This is a genomic window from Ensifer oleiphilus, from assembly GCF_013371465.1.
Lineage (GTDB): Bacteria > Pseudomonadota > Alphaproteobacteria > Rhizobiales > Rhizobiaceae > Ensifer > Ensifer oleiphilus.
The window spans coordinates 767,395-785,608 of record NZ_JABWDU010000001.1; the positions used below are offsets into that span (position 1 = coordinate 767,395).

Below are 18,214 nucleotides of genomic sequence, written 5' to 3' on the forward strand. Positions count from 1 at the left end.
TGTTGGAGCGACGCGATATCGGATTGTTAACTCCCGATTGCGATCTTCTGCATCGAATTGCACAAGAGCGTAGAGCCCCATCCTAATGCATCGCAGCCCCACAGCCGTCCAAGCCCATACCCTGCCGGAGGCGCATTTCCGCACCGCAGGTGGCCGCGCGGCGCCAGCTAAGGTGGTCGGTTGCTCTGCCCGTTCGCTTTCTGCTTGGGCGACTTGCCGATGATGTCAGGCGAAACCCCATATCATCGCGTCGGCAAGGAGCCACCGGCTGTCGCCAGCTCGGTCGATCCGTTGACCGGGCTTGGAAATGCGCGCCAACTCCGCAAGACCGTTTGCGACCTGGCGGAGGAGCGCGCCAGCGACCCTGCTCCCTTTACGATCGGCCTTGCCAACATCGATGGCTTCAAGCCGATCAACGACCTGTTCGGCCCACGGGCCGGCGACGAGATCCTCTGCCAGGTTGCCCACCGGCTGCAAGCCTGTGCGCCCGAGGGCGCGACGATCATCCGCTCTGAAAACGACGAGTTCGCCTTCGTCCTGCCGCTCGTCTTCGAGCGCAAGGGAGCCGAGAAGGTCGGCCAGATGTTGAAGGAGGTGCTGTCGGCGCCTTTCGATCTCGGTGATCGCAACGTCCGCCTCTCGGCCTCGTTTGGTTTTGCCGTTTATCCCTTTGCCGGCGAAGTGTTCGAAGACCTGCTGAAGAGCGCAGACACGGCCCTCTATCGTTCCAAGCGCCGCGGTCGCGGCCAGATCACCGTCTATTCCCAGGAAATCGCCCAGGAAATGAAGCGGGCGACGCAGTTGGAGCAGGCTCTGCGCAACGCAATCATCGCCAACGAGGTCGATGTGCATTTCCAGCCGATCGTCGACCTGCGCAACGACGCAGTCGTTGGCTTCGAAGCCTTGGCCAGATGGTGCGACGCCGATCTCGGCTATGTCTCGCCTGCGGTCTTCGTGCCTCTGGCGGAAGAGCGCGGCTTCATCGAATCGCTGGCCGAGACGCTGTTGCGCAAGGCGGCCCACGCGGCACTCTCCTGGCCGAAGGAGCTGTTCCTGTCGTTCAACCTGTCGTCGGCGCAATTGATGGATCCGGCCACCAGCTCGCGGCTTTTGACGATCATCAACCAGATCGGCCTCGACCCGCGACGGCTGGAACTGGAGATCACCGAAACCGCCGTTATGGCCGACGCGGAGACCGCCCAGAAGATCGTGACCGAGTTGCGGGCAGCCGGCGTCCGCGTCTCCCTCGATGACTTCGGCACGGGCCAGTCGAGCCTTGGGCGCCTTCGAGATTTCTCGTTCGACAAGGTCAAGATCGACCGCGCCTTCGTGTCGCGAATCTCGGTCGATCGGGCGTCCGAGCACATCATCAAGGCGATTGTTTCGATGTGCGAAGGTCTGGAGCTTCAGGTCGTCGCCGAGGGTATCGAAGATTTTTCCGAAGCCTTGAAACTGAAGGCGCTCGGCTGCGGCATGGGCCAGGGCTATTTCTACGGCAAGCCGGCTGATGCCGTTGCCACCATGCGCTACCTCTCGGACCGCTATCGCGGCGTTGCAGCCCAGCTTTAGATCCTCGCGTAAATTTGGGCGTCAGCCCCTGGCGCTCTCGGCACGGTTTCGCGTGCCTTCCGCCAGCAACCAGTCCCTGACCCGTCGCGCCTGGTTGTTCAGCTCGCGCGAGCGCGGCCAGACGACGTAGAATGCCAGTCCGGTCTTCAGCACGTGACTGCCGACCGGCACCAGGGCACCGGAGCGCACCTGCGGATCGGTCAGATGTTCCCAGCCGAGCGCAACGCCTTCGCCCGATAGCACCGCCTGGATCACCAGGACATAGTCGTTGATCGCAAGCCGTCGCGCCTGTGGCGGATAGGAAAGGCCGGCGCTGGCAAACCACTCGGTCCAGTCGCAGGCGCGCCGCACCGGTTCTTCCAGGTGAATGAGGTTGTGGCGCAGCAGATCGGCCGGCGTGCCGGGCAGTCCGTGCTGCTCGATGTAGGCAGGCGTCGCCACCGCGTTGACGACCTCCTCTGCCAAAAGGGCCGCATGGTAGCGCGGCCAATGGCTCGGGTCGCCGCCGCGGATGCCGAGCGGGATCGGCTCCTCATCGAGGTCGAGGTCGCGCACGCTCGTCTGGATCCTAAGATCGATCTCCGGCAGATCCTCGCGCATGCGATTGAGGCGCGGCAGCATCCACATCGAGGCAAAGGCCGTCGAGGCCGCAAGCGTCACATTGGTCTCGCGCCCCTTGGAGCGGATGTCTTCCGCGGATTTCTGGATACGCGACAAGCCGACGGACACGTCGGCATGGAATTTCTCTCCCGCTTCGGTCAGCTCGACGGCACGGTGCACGCGGTGGAAGAGCGGAACGCCCAGTTGCTCCTCCAATCCGCGAATGGCGTAGGAGACGGCCGCTTGCGTCATGCCGAGCTCGTTGGCAGCGCGGGTGAAGTTTTGATGGCGACCAGCGGCCTCGAACACGATGAGGCTGGCTGCGGACGGGAGCAGGCGGCGCAGATTTTCCATAACTTAGGCTTATCGCATGGCTCAATTTTTTCCAGCGTTACAATGTGATTTTTCGTCAATACCATCATCTCAAATGATGGGAGAACGGCGATGGAAATGGCAGCTGTGGCAACGGGCGAAGCGCCAAGACGGACAAGAGGCTCAAGGCCACATCGCGGTGGTGCCGCCGCCAGGGATCTTGGAGTCCCCTATATCATCCGCAACATTCCGACCTACGATATCCTGAGCGAGGAAAACCTTCTGCGGATCGAGGCGATTGCCGACCGCATTCTTGCCGAAGTCGGCATCGAGTTCCGAGACGATCCGGCAGTTCTTGATCACTGGAAGCGTGCCGGTGCAAAACTCGACGGCTGTCGCGTGACGTTCGAACCGGGCATGCTGAAAGAAATCGTGCGATCCGCACCGCGCCAGTTTACCCAGCATGCCCGCAATCCTGCCCGCAGCGTCGAGATCGGCGGCAACAACGTCGTGTTCTCGCCGGCCTATGGTTCGCCGTTCGTCACGGATCTCGACAACGGCCGGCGCTATGGCACGATCGAAGACTTCCGCAATCTGATCAAGCTGGCGCAGTCGAGCCCGTGGCTGCACCATTCCGGCGGTACGATCTGCGAGCCGGTCGATGTGCCGGTGAACAAGCGCCACCTCGACATGGTCTACAGTCACATCAAGTATTCCGATCGGGCCTTCATGGGCTCGATCACCGCCGAAGATCGCGCCGAAGACTCGATCGAAATGGCGCGCATTCTCTTCGGGCGCGATTTCGTCGATGCCAATTGTGTCATCCTCGGCAACGTCAACGTCAATTCGCCGCTCGTCTGGGACGGGACGATGACGAAGTCGTTGCGCGCCTATGCGCGGGCGAACCAGGCGGCGGTGATCGTGCCGTTCATCCTCGGCGGCGCCATGGGGCCGGTCACCAATGCCGGGGCAATCGCGCAGTCCTATGCCGAGACGCTGGCCGGTTGCGCCTTGACCCAGCTGGAGCGCAAGGGCGCACCCGTGATCTTCGGCAACTTCCTGTCGTCCATGTCGCTGCGCTCCGGTTCGCCGACCTTCGGCACCCCGGAGCCGGCGATCGGCAGCATGGTCGTCGGCCAATTGGCACGCCGTCTCGGCCTGCCGCTGCGCTGTGCCGGCAACTTCTCCAATTCCAAGCTGCCGGATGCCCAGGCGATGCAGGAGGGCGTCATGTCGATGCTGTCGGCCGTGCATTGCGGCGCCAACTTCATCCTGCACTCGGCCGGCTTCGTCGACGGGCTATTGGCCATGTCCTACGAAAAGTTCGTCATGGACACGGATTTCTGCGGCGCGCTGCACGCCTATCTCGCCGGCGTCGTCGTCGACGACAACACACTCGCCATGGATGCCTTTCTGCAGGTCGGGCCGGGCAGCCACTTTCTCGGCTGCGACCACACCATGCGCAATTACCAGACGGCCTTCTGGGATTCAGGGCTGTCAGACAACGAACCGTTCGAGAAGTGGACGGAGGAGGGCGGCACCGACATGGCGACGCGCGCCAACCGCAGCTGGAAGAAGACGCTGGCCGAATACGATGCGCCGCCACTGGACGTGGCAATCGATGACGCTTTGACCGACTATGTCTCTCGCCGCAAGAACGACATGGCGGACGCCTGGTACTGAAGGCCCGCCAGCTTCTCGGACTGCACAAGACAGAAGTGATCCAGTGTTTCCTGTCCACCCGAGGACGAGGGACGCTCAAGGAAACAGAAATGACGTTGCCGAAAGACCCGCTGCTCCAGCCCTACCGCCTGAAACACTTGACGCTCAAGAACCGAATCATGTCGACGGCGCACGAGCCGGCCTATTCCGAAGACGGCATCCCTAAGGATCGCTACCGTCTGTACCATCTTGAAAAGGCCAAGGGCGGCATGGCGCTGACCATGACTGCGGGCTCCGCCATCGTCTCGGAAGATTCGCCGCCGGCCTTCGGCAATCTCCATGCCTATTCAGACGAGATCGTGCCCTGGCTGAAGAAGATCGCCGACGACTGTCATGAGCACGACACCGCTGTCATGATCCAGCTCACCCATCTCGGCCGCCGCACCGGCTGGAACAAGGGCGACTGGTTGCCGGTTCTCTCGGCTTCGCCCGTGCGCGAAGCCGCGCACCGCTCCTTCCCGAAGGAAATCGAGGACTGGGATATCGAGCGCATTGTCGGCGACTACGCGACAGCCGCCGCCCGCATGCAGGCGGCCGGCCTCGATGGTATCGAGCTGGAGGCCTATGGCCATCTGATGGACGGGTTCTGGTCGCCGGCGACCAACCACCGCGACGACGATTTCGGCGGCTCGCTCGACAACCGCCTGCGCTTTACCCACATGGTGCTCGACGCGATCCGCAAATCCGTCGGGTCGGATTTCATCGTCGGCATGCGCATGGTCGCGGACGAGGATTGGGACAAGGGGCTTTCCAAAGAAGAAGGCATCGAGATCGCCCGCCGCATGGCGGATTCCGGCAAGGTGGATTTTCTCAACATCATCCGCGGGCATATCGACCATGATGCGCCGCTCACCAAGGTTATCCCGATCCAGGGTATGGCAGCCTCGCCGCATCTCGATTTTGCCGGCGAAGTCAGGGCGGCCACGAAGTTTCCGGTGTTTCATGCCGCCCGCATCGCCGATGTCGCGACCGCCCGCCATGCGATCGCCGAGGGCAAGCTCGACATGGTCGGCATGACCCGCGCCCATATCGCCGACCCGCACATCGTCAGGAAGATCAAGGAGGGCAGGGAGGCCGAAATCCGTCCCTGCGTCGGCGCGACCTACTGTCTCGACCGCATCTATGAGGGCGGCGGTGCGCTCTGCATTCACAATGCGGCGACCGGGCGGGAGGCAATCGTGCCGCATGTCATCTCAAGAAGCACGGGACCGCAGCGAAAGGCCGTCGTTGTCGGTGCGGGTCCGGCGGGTCTCGAGGCGGCCCGCGTGCTGGCTGAGCGCGGCCACAGCGTCGAGATTCTCGAGGCGACCGGCCAGGCCGGCGGGCAGATCCTGCTCGCCCAGCGCAATCCGCGGCGCCGGGAACTGATCGGCATCGTCGACTGGCGGCTGTCGGAATTGGAGCGCCTCGGCGTGCCTGTCCACTACAACGTCTTTGCCGGCGTCGATGATATTCAGGAGCGTTCGCCCGATCTCGTCGTCGTCGCCACCGGCGGCATTGCGCAAAACCCGGCTCTGGAGGCGGGGGACGATCTGGTTGTTTCGAGCTGGGATATCATCGCCGGCGCGGTCAAGCCGGAAGGACCGGTGCTGCTCTACGATGACAACGGCGCCCATAGCGGCATGACCGCAGCCGAACTCATTGCGCGCGCCGGCGTCGAGCTGGAGATCGTGTCGCCCGAGCGCATGTTTGCGCCTGAAGTCGGCGGCATGAACCATGTGCCCTATGCCAGGACCTTCGCGGATCACAATGTGCGTGTGACGATCAACACCCGTCTTAAATCGGTTCGCCGGGACGGCAATGGGCTTGTGGCGACGCTTGGGTCCGAATTTTCGGACACTGCATCAAGCGAGCGGCGGGTGGCCCAGGTGGTGGTCGAGCACGGCACCGTGCCGATGGACGATCTCTATCGTGAACTGAAGCCGCTCTCGCGCAATCTGGGCGCCGTCGACTACAAGGCGCTGCTTCGCGGCGAAAACCCGATCCCGTTGCGCAATCCGGGCGCCGGCTTCGACATGTTCCGCATCGGCGACGCCGTCGCCAGCCGCAACATCCATGCCGGGATCTATGACGCCCTACGCTACGGCCTGCTTGTGTAAAAAAGGGGCGGCGGTGTTTTCACCGCCGCCCCATCTCCTGGTCGTGTCGATCCAGCTTACTGCTGGGTACCCTCAGCCGGTGCCGGCTCAATCGCTGTCGCCGGTGCCGTTCCGGTGGTCGAGGAGGTCGTCGAGGTGTCAACCGGCTGGTTGGCGTTCTGCTCGGCAACCTGCTGCGCCTTGGTCTTGAACTCCGGAGCCGCCTTCAAGGTTTCGGCGGTTTCCGTCGTCGTCAGCTTCAGGGCATCCGTGTTGGCCTGCTCGGAGATCTGGATGCGGTCGAACGGGACCGCAACATTCTTCTCGCCAAGACCGAGGAAGCCACCGACACCGATCACCGCGGCTTCGACGCCGCCGTCCTTCTTGATGATCAGGTCGTTGATCTCGCCTACCTTCTCATCGCCGGCGTTGTAAACGGTCTGGCCGACATAGGTGCTGGTCGCGATCTGGTCGGCGGCCTGCTCGGTTATGTAGGTGCCGTCAGACTGCGCCATGTCGGCGGGGGCCTCGGTGGTCGCAGGCGGCGTCGTCTGAGCCTGGTCTGCAGGCGCTTCGGTGCCCGGAGCTGGCTGGATTTCCATCGTCTGCGGCTCGGCCGGCTTCGGCTGAGCGGCGTCCTGGGCGAAAGCCATCGGCGCGAATGCAACACTTGCGATAAGCGCACCGGCCGCAACGGAAGATACAAGTTTCTTGGTCATGTCAAACTGCCTTTCCTTGACGTTGTCGATCAAGGCGCGGTCCTGACTATCGCCAGGTTTCCACCGCACCGGTGATATCAAAGCAACGCTCGGCTGCAGAGACGGTTCCAAAAAAAATGAATTGATCGCTTCGGAATTCCGGTAGTCATGCTGCAGCTTCCGATGGTCGCAGATCAATATCTCCGGCGGTTGTGGTCATTCGTTCGGCCGATATCCGATGTCATCATTCAGGCTTTGTATTTTAGTGATTTATTGATTGCTTCTTTACATTCACACAATCTTGAGCGTTCTTGGCGATACTTGGCGAAGGCCAGAAACGGATCTTATCGTGGATAGCCCATCCTGTTGATCTGGACGTTTCCTAATGTTTCTGCCGCGGCGATTTCTCTCCGTTTCCCTGCTTTCTGTTTTGGTGATGGTCTGCCTTGTCGGCATTGAGCGCAGCCTGTTCGGCGTGCGTTACTTCTCGGAGCGAATGCCGCGGGTCGAGCCCTATAATCTATGGCATGCATGGGTCGCGCTCAGCCTTTCGCTTGCGGCCATTCAAGGCTTTACGCGTGATGCCTCCTGGCTGGGCACGCCTATGCTTCGCGTGGCTTCGCACCGCGAACTGTCGATCTGCATCGCCACGTTGGCCTTTGCGGCCGCCGCCGCCCTGCTTTTCAGCGTCGATGCCGTGACTTTCAGCGCACTTGCCCGCGAGGACAACATCTTCGAGTGGCTTTCTGCCCTGTTGATCTTCGCCGCGAGTGGCTTCTTCGCGCTGGTGGCGACAGGTCAATTGCGTGAGGCGCGCGGCGAAGCCGGCCGCAACGCATGGCTTGCAACTGGCGTCGCCGCGTCTTTCAGCCTTGTGCTCTTCGTTGTCGGTATGGAAGAGATATCCTGGATGCAGCGTGTTTTCAGCCTGTCCACGCCCGACGCATTGCTGGGGCTGAACAAGCAGCAGGAATTGAACCTGCACAACATCTCCACCGGCTTTTCAGAGCTGCTCTACTACACCGGCAGCTTCGCGTTGCTGACGCTCGCGCCCTTTATCTGGCTCTATCTTCGCAAGGGCTTTGCGCTCGGGCGGCTGGAAGCTTTCGTGCCCAGCGTGCTGGTGCTGGCGGCGAGCGCACCGATGGCGGCCTTCAACAGCGACAACTGGAGCATGCTGCCCACGCAGATGATGGTGATGATGACGGTGATCATCCTCCTGGTGATCGCCGATCTCGCCCTGCGGGGTGGGCTGTGGCGGGAGTTCATCCTGCTGACCGCGACCGCCGCTCTGATCGTCGCGATCCAGGAACTGTTCGTGCTGCAGGCGCACGACCTCGTGCGCATCTGGGATCCGACCGAATACAAGGAACTCTTCATTGCGGTCGGTCTTGCCATTTATGGCTACGAGACGTGGTCGCGCCTGCGCTCGTCAGCGCCGGCCGGCGAGGTGCGGATCGGACGACGACCGATGGCGGGATAAGGAAAACCCCGCCGGCGTGGCGGGGTTCCCGTTGCAGCGTCGCTTGGCGCAACGACAGTCTCAGTGGCTTTCGCGCAGAACCTCGCTGCCGCTGCCGCCAACGAGGAAATCGAGGTCCGCGCCCTTGTCCGCCTGCAGAACCGTGTCCTGGTAGAGCTTGTAGTAACCGCGGGTCCATTTCTGTTCCGGCGGCTGCCATGCGGCCATGCGGGCTGCGAATTCCTCCTCGCTGATCATCAGGTTGAGTTCGCCCTTCAGTGCATCGAGGCGGATGCGGTCGCCGGTCTTGACGATCGCCAGCGGCCCGCCAGCATTCGATTCCGGGCTGACATGCAGAACGACGGTTCCAAAGGCCGTGCCCGACATGCGGGCGTCCGAAACGCGCACCATGTCGCGCACGCCTTTTTCGACCAGCCGGCGCGGGATCGGCATGTTGCCGACTTCCGCCATGCCGGGATAGCCCTTGGGGCCGCAACCCTTGAGCACCAGAATGGTATCCTCGGTCACCGGCAGGTCCGGATCGTCGATCTTGGCTTTCAGGTCTTCGATCGTCTCGAACACGTAGGCAGGACCCTCGTGCGCCAGCAGATGTTCGCTGGCCGCCGACGGCTTGATGACCGCACCATTCGGTGCAAGGTTGCCCTTGAGCACTCGAATGCCGGCAGCCGCGCGCAACGGGTTGTCGAGCGGACGGATGACGTCGTCGTTGAAGACTTCGGCGTCTTCCCAGTAGCGGCTGATCGGCATGCCGAAAACCGTGGGCGCATCCGCATGCAGCAGATGCTGGATCCGCTTCATGACGGCAGGCAGGCCGCCGGCATAGGCGAGATCTTCGATCAGATATTTGCCTGACGGCATGCAGTTGACGATGCAGGGCACCTGACCGCCGACGCGGTCGAAGTCCTCAAGACAGAGATCGACGCCGGCACGGCCGGCGATCGCCAGCATATGCACGACCGCATTGGTCGAGCCGCCGACTGCCGCGTTGGCGATGATGCCGTTCTCGAAATTCTTCTTGGTCAGGATCTTCGAAAGGCGCAGGTCCTCATGCACCATTTCGACGATGCGCTTGCCGGTCATGTGCGACAGCGCCATGCGGCGGGCGTCGACGGCGGGAAGGGCAGCGTTGGTCGGCAGCGACAGGCCCATCGCTTCGACGATCGAAGCCATGGTGGTGGCGGTGCCCATGGTCATGCAGACACCGGGCGAACGCGACATGCCGCTCTCGGCCGCCATGAATTCCTGAACGCTCATCTCGCCGGCGCGCACCGCTTCGGAGAACTTCCAGACATCGGTGCCGGAGCCGATGTCCTTGCCCTTCCATTTGCCGTTCAGCATCGGCCCGGAGGAAACGACGATGGTCGGCAGGTCAACGGACGCCGCCCCCATCAACTGGCCGGGGGTCGTCTTGTCGCAGCCGCCGAGCAACACGACGCCGTCGATGCCGTAGGCGCGGATCGCCTCTTCGACATCCATGGCAAGCAGGTTGCGAAACAGCATTGCCGTCGGCCGCATCTGGGTTTCGCCGAGCGAGGACACCGGAAACTCGACGGGAAAGCCGCCAGCCTCCCAGACGCCGCGCTTCACGCCTTCCGCCAGAATGCGTAGATGGCTGTTGCAGGGTGTCAGTTCCGACCAGGTGTTGCAGATGCCGATGATCGGACGCCCGTCGAAGACGTGGTCCGGGAAACCCTGGTTCTTCATCCAGGAGCGGTGGATGAAGCCGTCCTTGTGGGTGCCGCCGTACCAGTGGCGGCTGCGCAGTTCTTTCTTCTTGTCGCTCATGCGAGCTTCCTCCTCACCATGCGATTGATCGCGTGGATGAATTGTATGACTTTTTCTTGGCGTTTCGCTACTGCATGTTTCCTCAAATCCTATCCGATTTAAGGAAAAAACATGCAGCACTTCAAAGTGCTACAGCGACCTTTGCGCGTCTAACGAGAAGCGCTGCGCTGTAGGGATTTCGATCAGAGCCGGAACGACGGCTCGAAGCGGCCCTTGACGCTGACGCCGAGTTCGAAGGTCTTACCGGCATGCGGATCGGCCGCGCGCGCCGCTTCATCGAGGTCCTGCCAGGCAGACGTCACCAGCATGCGATCGGCCTTCGGTCCAATGAAGGCAGTGCAGCTCGGCTGCGTCGTCGGCATCGCATAGCGCGCGACCCTTGCGCCGTCGGGGCGGTAGACGTCGACAGTGCCGCTGCCCCAGCGCGCATTCCAGATCAGGCCATCGGCATCGCAGACCGAGCCGTCGATGCCGCCCTTCTCGCCGCTGCCGTCGACGAGCAGGCTGGGCTCGCCCGTCGGCAGTCCGGTTTCGGCATCGATGTCGACGCGCATCAGGTGGTTGATGTCGGTGTCGACGAAATAGGCAACGGTACCATCAGGCGAAAAGCAGATGCTGTTGGGGATGGTGACCCGATCATAGAGCTTGGTCACCTTTGCCCCGGCCACATGATAGATCGCGCCCGCTTCCTTTTCGGCGCTGCGGCCCATGGTGCCGATCCACAGCGAACCGGAAGCATGAACGCGGCCGTCATTCGAGCGATTGCCGGGCTTGTCTTCCAGCGTCGTCAGCAGGCTGAAGACGCCCGTCTGCGTATCCCTCACGAACAGCCCCTGGTCGGAGGCGATCAGTTGCCGGGACGGGTCGATGACCGCAAGCACGCTGCCGAGGAACGGCAGGGCATGGACCGTCTTGCGACCGGATTCGAGGTGCAGCTCATGCAGTTCCTGGCCCTTGATGTTGAACCACCAGGCGGTGCCGCTGCCGGGGTCATAGGTCGGGCCTTCTCCAAGGATCGAGGCCGATTGGCAGAGGATGCTGCCGGAAAAGGGTAGGGTATCGCTCATCAGCGTGCTCCATAGACGGCGTCATAGGCCCGGACTGTCGCGATGGCGCGCTTGCCGACGTCGGCAGCGCTCATGCCCGGTTTGTAGAGGCTCGATCCGAGCCCGAAGCTTCTGATGCCGATCTTGGCGTAGTCGCCGAAATTCTCCTCCGACACGCCGCCGACGGCTGCTACTTCGACATCCGTCGGGAGAACGGTGCGGATCGCGGCGATGCCGGACGGGCCGAGCACGCTTGCCGGGAAGAACTTCAGGCCGGTGGCGCCCGCCGCGGCCGCGGCAAGGGCTTCCGTCGGGGTGAAGACGCCGGGCATCGTCACCATGCCCTTTTCCGCCGCCAGCCGGATGACTGCTGGTTCGACATTCGGGCTGACCATCAGCCTTCCGCCGACATCGGCAAGCTGTTCGACCTGCGCCGTTGTCAGCACCGTGCCGGCACCGATGAGGCATCCTTCCGGCGCCATCTTCACCGCTGTTTCGATCGACCGGAACGGGTCGGGTGAGTTGAGCGGGATCTCGATCGCGGTAAAGCCCGCCTCGATCAGCGTGCCGACAACGCCTTCGGTTTCCTCTGGCTTGAGGCCGCGCAGAATGGCGACCAGCGGGTATTTCATCGGTGGAAAGGGGATACGGTTCATATCAGCAGTCTTTCGGTCAGAGGGGCCAGATTGCCTGAGCGGCAGTCGAAAGGCCGGCGCGCACGGCCTCGTCGGCATCGACGATCCGCGGGCTAAGGTCGAGGCTTGCAAGTGCGGCGCGGTAGAGCGCGCCGAGAGAGCCGGAGGCAACGAGGCAGACGCTGTCGACCGCACCGGCCGCTGCCAGTGCGCCGGCGATCTCGAGGCCGATCAGCGTGCCCGAGAGCGTTGCCTTGGCGTCGGTCGCCGTTGCGCCGTGAAGCAATTGACCGGCGCGCACGCCGAACATCAGGTTGGTGGCGAGCGCCGGGTTGGCGCAGGCCGCAGCAACGGCTGCGAGGAACGCCGGATGCTCGCCGGAAAAGACCTGCGCATCCGCGACAGAGTGACTGAGGATGGAATGCTTGGAGATCACGTCGAACAACTCGCCGGTCATGAAGGTCGAGAAACCTGTGACCTTGCCGCCCTCAAGGCGCACCCATTTGCTGTGGGTTCCAGGCATGCAGACGAGATGCCGGCCATCGCCAAGGTTGCCGGCGGCACCGAGCAGTTGCGTTTCCTCGCCGCGCATCACGTCGGGATGCTGCAGATCGCGCTGGGCGAGACCCGGAAGAATGCGAATGTCGCGGTCGACATCAGGCACCGCGACGGCACCTGCGGCAATCGTCGAGAGGGCGGCCGGGGTGTCGAGATAGCCTGCCTCCACCCAACCTTGCTTGGCGCCCGCCATACCGCAGATGATCACCGGCAGGTGCGCAGGCGCCGCCACCGCGGCCAGATGCGCCTCCAGGACGGCCGGGAAGCCGGTCTTGGCAGCCGTGGTCATGCCTTCACCGCTGCGACGTTCGGCAAGCACCGTGCCGTCCTCGGCAATGATCCAGAGCCGAAAGCTCGTGGTTCCCCAGTCGACTGCGGCATAATAGGCTGCGGTCATCAAAGTGCGCCTCCATCAATGATCATCGTTTGGGCTGTCATGCCCATGGAACAGTTCGAAGCCAGGTAGAGGCATGGGCCCACGAGGTCGTCGGCGGTCAGGCTTCGTTTCAGGCATTGTTTATCGAGCATCGCTGCGATTGCCGTTTCGTCGAGCCAGAGCTTCTTCTGGCGCTCGGTGACGATCATGCCGGGGAGGATCGCATTGACGCGGATATTGTCGGGGCCGAGTTTGCCGGCGAGCGACTTCGTCAACCCGACGATGCCGGCCTTGGCCGTCGCATAGGCCGGGATCTCCGCCATGTTCAGCAGGAAGGCGATCGACGAGAAATTGATGATCGATCCGCCTCCGGCCTGCCGCATGTGCGGCGCTACCGCCTGGCTCATGAAGAACAGGTGCCTGAGATTGACCGCCTGGCTTTCGTCCCAGCTCTCTTCGGTGACATCTTCGAGTTGCTGCCGGTCGTCGCGGGCCGCATTGTTGACGAGCACGTGCAGCGCGCCGAGCGTCGCCGCAACCGTTTCGACGGCCCGTCTCACCGCGTCGATATCGCGCAGATCGGCGTGAATGAAGAGCGGTCTGTATCCGGTCTCGACCGAGAGCCTGTCGACAAGCTCCAGGCTTGTCGCCGCGTCGATGTCGACGAAGGCGACCTGTGCGCCCTGACGAACGAAACCATCCACGAGTGCTGCACCGATGCCGGTGCCACCGCCTGTGATTAGGACACGGCGATCCCTGAGGTCGTGAAACTGGGCCGCAGGCAACGGCATCTGATCGACACTCCCCGTTCGCGCCGCACCGGCGCGCTTGTCGACTTCTTTGTTCCGATATTTGGAACTCGATTTTATTATATGGAATTATCGGGCGAGAACGGTTATTTTGTCAAGATCGGATTGGCGGACCTAGTGCCCGTATGGGCGGGAATGAAGCGGGCGGCATGAGCGGAGAACTCACAGGGATTGCGGATGGCGAGGCGGCCGGCACCGGTACGCTCGGCAAGGCCATGGCCGTCCTGGAGGCGGTGGTAATGGCGGACGGGCCGCAGCGGTTCACCGATATTCTGGCGACATCCGGCCAGCCGCGCGGTACCTTGCACCGGTTGCTCAGCCACCTCGTCGAGGAAGGGCTGCTCGTGCAGCGTCGCGATCTCTCCTACGAGCCCGGCCTTCGCATGTTGACGCTTGCCTCTCGCTCCTGGTCCGGAAACCGTTTTCGCGATGTTGCCGAACCGCATCTTCGCGGACTGCACGAGCTGACCGGAGAAACCGTGCATCTCGGCATCCTCAGGGAAGCCGAGATCGTTTATGTCGACAAGGTCGAAAGCCGGCAAACGGTGCGCATGAGTTCGCAGATCGGCAAGGCCTCTCCGGTCTATTGCACGGGGATCGGCAAGGCGGCGCTGTCGCTGTTGCCGCAACCGGAACTGGAGCGTCTTGTCGCAGGGATGGCGTTCCATGCGTTCACACCGCATACGCATCGCTCAGCCGAAACGCTGCTGGCGGAGATTGCCGACATCCGCCGCGACGGACACGCTTTCGATCGGGAAGAACATGAGATAGAGATCCGTTGCGTCGCGGCGCCGATCCGTGTGTCGGGCAGCGATCTGACGGCTGGAATCTCGGTTACGGGCCCGGCCTACAGGGTGAGCATGGAGCAGTTGACCGCCTGGTCGGGGGCGGTGCGGGCGGCGGCGGCGGCGATCGGGGAGGAGGCCGCGATTCGCCTCGGTCCGGGCCGCGGTGGACCTTGAGTTCACTTTACGGTAAATTAGAAACATCGACTGGACGTGGTGTTCCAACCTCGATAACGTTAATATATCAGGTTAGCTTTGCGGTTGACCGCGACCAGGTTTGATTTTGTCATTAAGAATAATTTTGACGTGATCTTCATGCGGCGTCAGCGGCCGTGCTCCTCCCCGGAGCCGGATGTGGAGAAGGGCGGAAGATGATCGATTTCAGCGCGAATATGGCGTCGTTGATGCTCCCTGACGGGCGGTCCGTGAGGGGGCCAATCTGTTGCGAGGACGATATCAGACGGGTGATCGGGCAGGTTGCGGACGCCTACGGCTTCCGTGGGTTCCTTGTGCTCGCCGTTCCGGATACCGGCTGTAACAGCCTTGAGGCCAACGCGATCATGACGACCTATCCGGTCGAGTTCCTGAAAGGTTACGACAGCGCTGGCCTGATCAATGGCAGCCCTGTGATCCAGCGCCTGCGCCGCAGCACCATACCCTTCACCTACGACGCCCACCAGCTGGCGCGCCGGCGCGCCGACGGCAAGGGCGACGCGGCGATCTGCGTCTTCGAGCAGGCAGGCATGCCGCGCGGGATTTACCTGCCTGTGCATGACGCCGGCGGCCACCGCGCTGCCATTGCCTTTGGCGGCGATCGCCCTGTTGTGTCGAACGATGAAATGCAGGAACTCAATCTGTGGGCCGGCATCCTTTTCAGCAAGCTCGTCGAGGTGCGCGAGCGCGATCGACGGGGGTCGGGAAGCCTGTCGCGCCGTGAGGTGGAGTGCCTGCGCTGGGCCGCCGCAGGCAAGACCACGAGCGAGATGGCGCGGATCCTTGCGCTGTCGGAGTACACAGTGAACCACTATCTCAACCGAGCGACGCGAAAGCTGGATTCGGTCAACCGCGTGCAGACGGTCGCCAAGGCCATGCGCGCCGGTTTGATCAACTGAGAACTGGCACTTTCTGCACATCAAAGCTGGATGCTGCGGCATGGCGCAGTTCGCTCGTCTGGAAATACACAGGCTTTTAGGCGCGTAGGGCAGGGAATCTCGATCATCTGTTGGCATTGGCCTGCAGGTAGGTCTATTTGATAATTGATGAATGCCATGGAACGCGCGAATGCAGGATACGATGACCACCGGGACGACTGACGCAGATCTGCCCCGGGGCGGTGATTTCGCGTCTGAGATCGCAAAACTGGAGACCCAGTTCGATATCATCCGCTATATGCGGCGGGTCACGCAGATGTTTGGGTTCAAGACCTTTCTCATCTGTTCGATCCCGTCCATCGATGTGGACCGCCTGGCTGCAACCACCGTTATCTCCAACATGCCTGCCGAGCTGCTGAACAAGTATGACAGCCTCTCGATGCTGCGCTTCAGCACCGGCGTCAAACGTCTGCGGGAAACGACGACACCTTTTCAGGTGACGCTCGAAGCCTGGGAAGGCGAGGGTGGCAAGCCGGATTCGGCCAGCGAATACATTGCCATGCTGCGCGAGAATGGCATCTTCCAGGCCAGTTATTTCCCGGTGCACGACGCCGAAGGTGGTCGCGGCGCCGTGATCCTGATGGGGCCGGAAGCCGAACTGCCGATGACCGTGACCATGGAACTGCAGATGATCGCAATCCATATCTACAACCGGTTGGCGGAGATCGGCTCGGTCTGGAAGAACACCAGTGCGTCCCTTTCCGAGCGCGAGATCCAGTGCCTCAGCTGGACGGCGGCTGGAAAGACCAGCGCCGAGATCGCCGGCATCCTCGGCCTCTCCGAGCACACCGTGAACCACTACCTCAACCACGTCACCAAAAAGCTCGATGCGGTGAACCGCACGCAGGCCGTCGTCAAGGCGATGAAGAAGGGCTACATCAGCTAGCCGTGGTTCTGGGGCGTCGAATTCGCGCGTGCGCGCAGCCGCCCCAGATTTGCTGCACTGACGCAGATGCTGTCATCCTGTGCGATTTTGAGATCATTGCTCATAAACTGGGCAGATGCTCTCATGGGTGTCGGCATATGATAATCCCGTTATCTTACTGAAAACATTATATGTTCAGTTTCACTTTGAATCTGGCACGCATCCTGCATAGTTAGGGACATGTCCAGAGGGGACTAAAACAAGACAGCGCCCAAGAAGGTCGCGACAAAAAGGGCCGCTACTTATTCCATTGTGATCCCGGATGTACGGACACAAGGGATGAGTGGCGGCTCTGCTTTTTCCGTTATGTCGCATTGGCGAAGCGCCCGGCCTCGATTATCTAAGAGGACAATAGAATGAGAGGGCGCGATGCCGGAAGTCACCAGAGACGTGGTACTTGATAAACTGCGGACCGTGCGCGGTCCGGATATGGAAGGAAACATCGTCGAGCTTGGGCTCGTGTCGGATGTCTTCATTTCGGATGGCAAGGCCTATTTTTCGATCACCGTGCCGGCCGACCGCGCCAAGGAGCTGGAGCCGATGCGGGCTGCAGCCGAGCGCGTGGTGCGCGAAATCCCTGGCATCAGCGCCGCAATGGTTGCCTTGACCGCGGACCGCAAGGCGGCACCCGCGGCTGCCCCCGTGCAGCGTCCGCAACCGGCCGGTGCTCAAGCAGGTCATGACCATGCCGGCCATTCTCATAGTCAGCGCCCGGCAGGCGGCGCGCCGGCCAAGGCTGGCATTCCTGGCGTCGGCGCGATCATCGCCGTCGCCTCCGGCAAGGGCGGCGTCGGCAAGTCGACGACATCGGTGAACCTGGCGCTGGCGCTGAAGGCCAATGGCCTCAAGGTCGGCCTGCTCGATGCCGACATCTATGGCCCGTCGATGCCGCGCCTCCTGAAGATTTCCGGCCGGCCGCAGCAGATCGAAGGCCGAATGATCCGCCCGATGGAAAACTATGGGCTCAAGGTCATGTCCATGGGCTTCCTCGTCGACGAGGAAGTGGCGATGATCTGGCGCGGCCCGATGATCCAGTCGGCGCTGCTGCAGATGCTGCGCGAAGTCGCCTGGGGCGATCTCGATGTGCTGGTGGTCGACATGCCGCCAGGCACCGGCGACGCGCAGTTGACCATGGCGCAGCAGGTTCCGCTCGCCGGCGCGGTGATCGTTTCGACGCCGCAGGACCTGGCGCTCATCGATGCCCGCAAGGGGCTCGCGATGTTCCGCAAGGTCGAAGTGCCGGTGCTCGGCATTATCGAAAATATGAGCTATTTCGTCGCCCCGGACACCGGCAAGCGCTATGATATTTTCGGCCATGGCGGTGCCCGCAAGGAAGCCGAGCGTATCGGCGTGCCGTTCCTCGGCGAAGTGCCGCTGACCATGGGCATTCGGGAAACCTCAGATGCAGGGACACCGCTGGTCGTTTCCGATCCGGAAGGGGAAATTGCCCGCATCTATCGTGAGATCGCGACGAAGGTCTGGCACGAAGTCTCGGCAGCACGAGAAGACAAGAGCCGGGCAATGCCGAATATCGTCTTCGAATAGGCTGTCGTCCCCGGCCCCTTCAGTGGGGCCAACCCGTCAGCGCGACATAGTGCGGGTCGGCTCCGAAGCCCCTCGAATAGCGGCACAATTTTGTCCGCAACCCGATTTCGATTCGGCGAAACATGCAGTAGGGTGGC

General features: G+C 62.3%; 15 protein-coding genes. 8 read left to right on the forward strand and 7 right to left on the reverse strand.

Annotation, left to right across the window (positions count from 1 at the left end; translation table 11 throughout):
- The first annotated feature begins 222 nt into the window (after positions 1-222).
- On the forward strand, positions 223-1,569 hold the full coding sequence (locus HT585_RS03685; RefSeq protein WP_245298512.1) for a putative bifunctional diguanylate cyclase/phosphodiesterase: 1,347 nt from the start codon (positions 223-225) through the stop codon (positions 1,567-1,569).
- Between the two features lie 21 nt (positions 1,570-1,590).
- Here HT585_RS03685 and HT585_RS03690 read toward each other — a convergent pair whose 3' ends face one another.
- Positions 1,591-2,523 (reverse strand): LysR substrate-binding domain-containing protein, encoded by a 933-nt coding sequence (locus HT585_RS03690; protein ID WP_176351650.1) that lies wholly within the window; start codon positions 2,521-2,523, stop codon positions 1,591-1,593.
- A 90-nt stretch (positions 2,524-2,613) separates the two neighbouring features.
- Between HT585_RS03690 and HT585_RS03695 the strand changes: the two genes are divergently transcribed.
- Positions 2,614-4,164, forward strand: coding sequence for a trimethylamine methyltransferase family protein (locus HT585_RS03695; RefSeq protein ID WP_176351651.1), 1,551 nt, complete (start codon positions 2,614-2,616; stop codon positions 4,162-4,164).
- 89 nt (positions 4,165-4,253) lie between these two features.
- Entirely contained in the window at positions 4,254-6,302 is a 2,049-nt protein-coding gene (locus tag HT585_RS03700) for an NADH:flavin oxidoreductase (RefSeq protein WP_281410660.1), read from the forward strand.
- A gap of 56 nt (positions 6,303-6,358) precedes the next feature.
- Here the strand turns inward: HT585_RS03700 and HT585_RS03705 are convergent, their stop codons facing one another.
- Positions 6,359-7,000, reverse strand: coding sequence for a PRC-barrel domain-containing protein (locus tag HT585_RS03705; protein WP_176351652.1), 642 nt, complete (start codon positions 6,998-7,000; stop codon positions 6,359-6,361).
- A 364-nt stretch (positions 7,001-7,364) separates the two neighbouring features.
- Between HT585_RS03705 and HT585_RS03710 the strand changes: the two genes are divergently transcribed.
- On the forward strand, positions 7,365-8,462 hold the full coding sequence (locus HT585_RS03710) for a hypothetical protein (protein ID WP_176351653.1): 1,098 nt from the start codon (positions 7,365-7,367) through the stop codon (positions 8,460-8,462).
- A gap of 60 nt (positions 8,463-8,522) precedes the next feature.
- On the opposite strand, the gene HT585_RS03715 is transcribed toward HT585_RS03710, so the two are convergent.
- The 5 genes from HT585_RS03715 to HT585_RS03735 form a co-directional block, all read right to left on the reverse strand.
- Complete coding sequence (locus HT585_RS03715; RefSeq protein ID WP_176351654.1) at positions 8,523-10,247, reverse strand: IlvD/Edd family dehydratase; 1,725 nt, start codon at positions 10,245-10,247, stop codon at positions 8,523-8,525.
- Between the two features lie 182 nt (positions 10,248-10,429).
- Positions 10,430-11,314, reverse strand: a complete 885-nt coding sequence (locus HT585_RS03720) for an SMP-30/gluconolactonase/LRE family protein (protein WP_176351655.1) — start codon at positions 11,312-11,314, stop codon at positions 10,430-10,432.
- On the reverse strand, positions 11,314-11,949 hold the full coding sequence (locus tag HT585_RS03725) for a 2-dehydro-3-deoxy-6-phosphogalactonate aldolase (RefSeq protein WP_176351656.1): 636 nt from the start codon (positions 11,947-11,949) through the stop codon (positions 11,314-11,316). The genes HT585_RS03720 and HT585_RS03725 overlap by 1 nt, the downstream gene beginning before the upstream one ends.
- Before the next feature lie 16 nt (positions 11,950-11,965).
- The gene (locus HT585_RS03730; protein ID WP_176351657.1) at positions 11,966-12,883 is read right to left on the reverse strand and encodes a 2-dehydro-3-deoxygalactonokinase; all 918 of its coding nucleotides are present in this window, start codon (positions 12,881-12,883) and stop codon (positions 11,966-11,968) included.
- Positions 12,883-13,653 carry an SDR family NAD(P)-dependent oxidoreductase gene (locus HT585_RS03735; protein WP_176351658.1) on the reverse strand — a complete coding sequence of 257 codons (771 nt, stop codon included), beginning with the start codon at positions 13,651-13,653 and terminating at the stop codon, positions 12,883-12,885. The genes HT585_RS03730 and HT585_RS03735 overlap by 1 nt, the downstream gene beginning before the upstream one ends.
- A gap of 167 nt (positions 13,654-13,820) precedes the next feature.
- Here HT585_RS03735 and HT585_RS03740 point away from each other — a divergent pair, with 167 nt between their 5' ends.
- The 4 genes from HT585_RS03740 (at position 13,821) to apbC (ending at position 18,077) form a co-directional block, all read left to right on the forward strand.
- Positions 13,821-14,633: an IclR family transcriptional regulator gene (locus HT585_RS03740; protein ID WP_176351659.1), complete on the forward strand. Its 813-nt coding sequence runs from the start codon at positions 13,821-13,823 to the stop codon at positions 14,631-14,633.
- 194 nt (positions 14,634-14,827) lie between these two features.
- Complete coding sequence (locus HT585_RS03745) at positions 14,828-15,568, forward strand: helix-turn-helix transcriptional regulator (protein ID WP_077504194.1); 741 nt, start codon at positions 14,828-14,830, stop codon at positions 15,566-15,568.
- 169 nt (positions 15,569-15,737) lie between these two features.
- Entirely contained in the window at positions 15,738-16,493 is a 756-nt protein-coding gene (locus HT585_RS03750) for an autoinducer binding domain-containing protein (protein ID WP_176351660.1), read from the forward strand.
- Between the two features lie 408 nt (positions 16,494-16,901).
- Positions 16,902-18,077 (forward strand): iron-sulfur cluster carrier protein ApbC, encoded by a 1,176-nt coding sequence (apbC, locus tag HT585_RS03755; RefSeq protein ID WP_176351661.1) that lies wholly within the window; start codon positions 16,902-16,904, stop codon positions 18,075-18,077.
- Positions 18,078-18,214 lie beyond the last annotated feature (137 nt).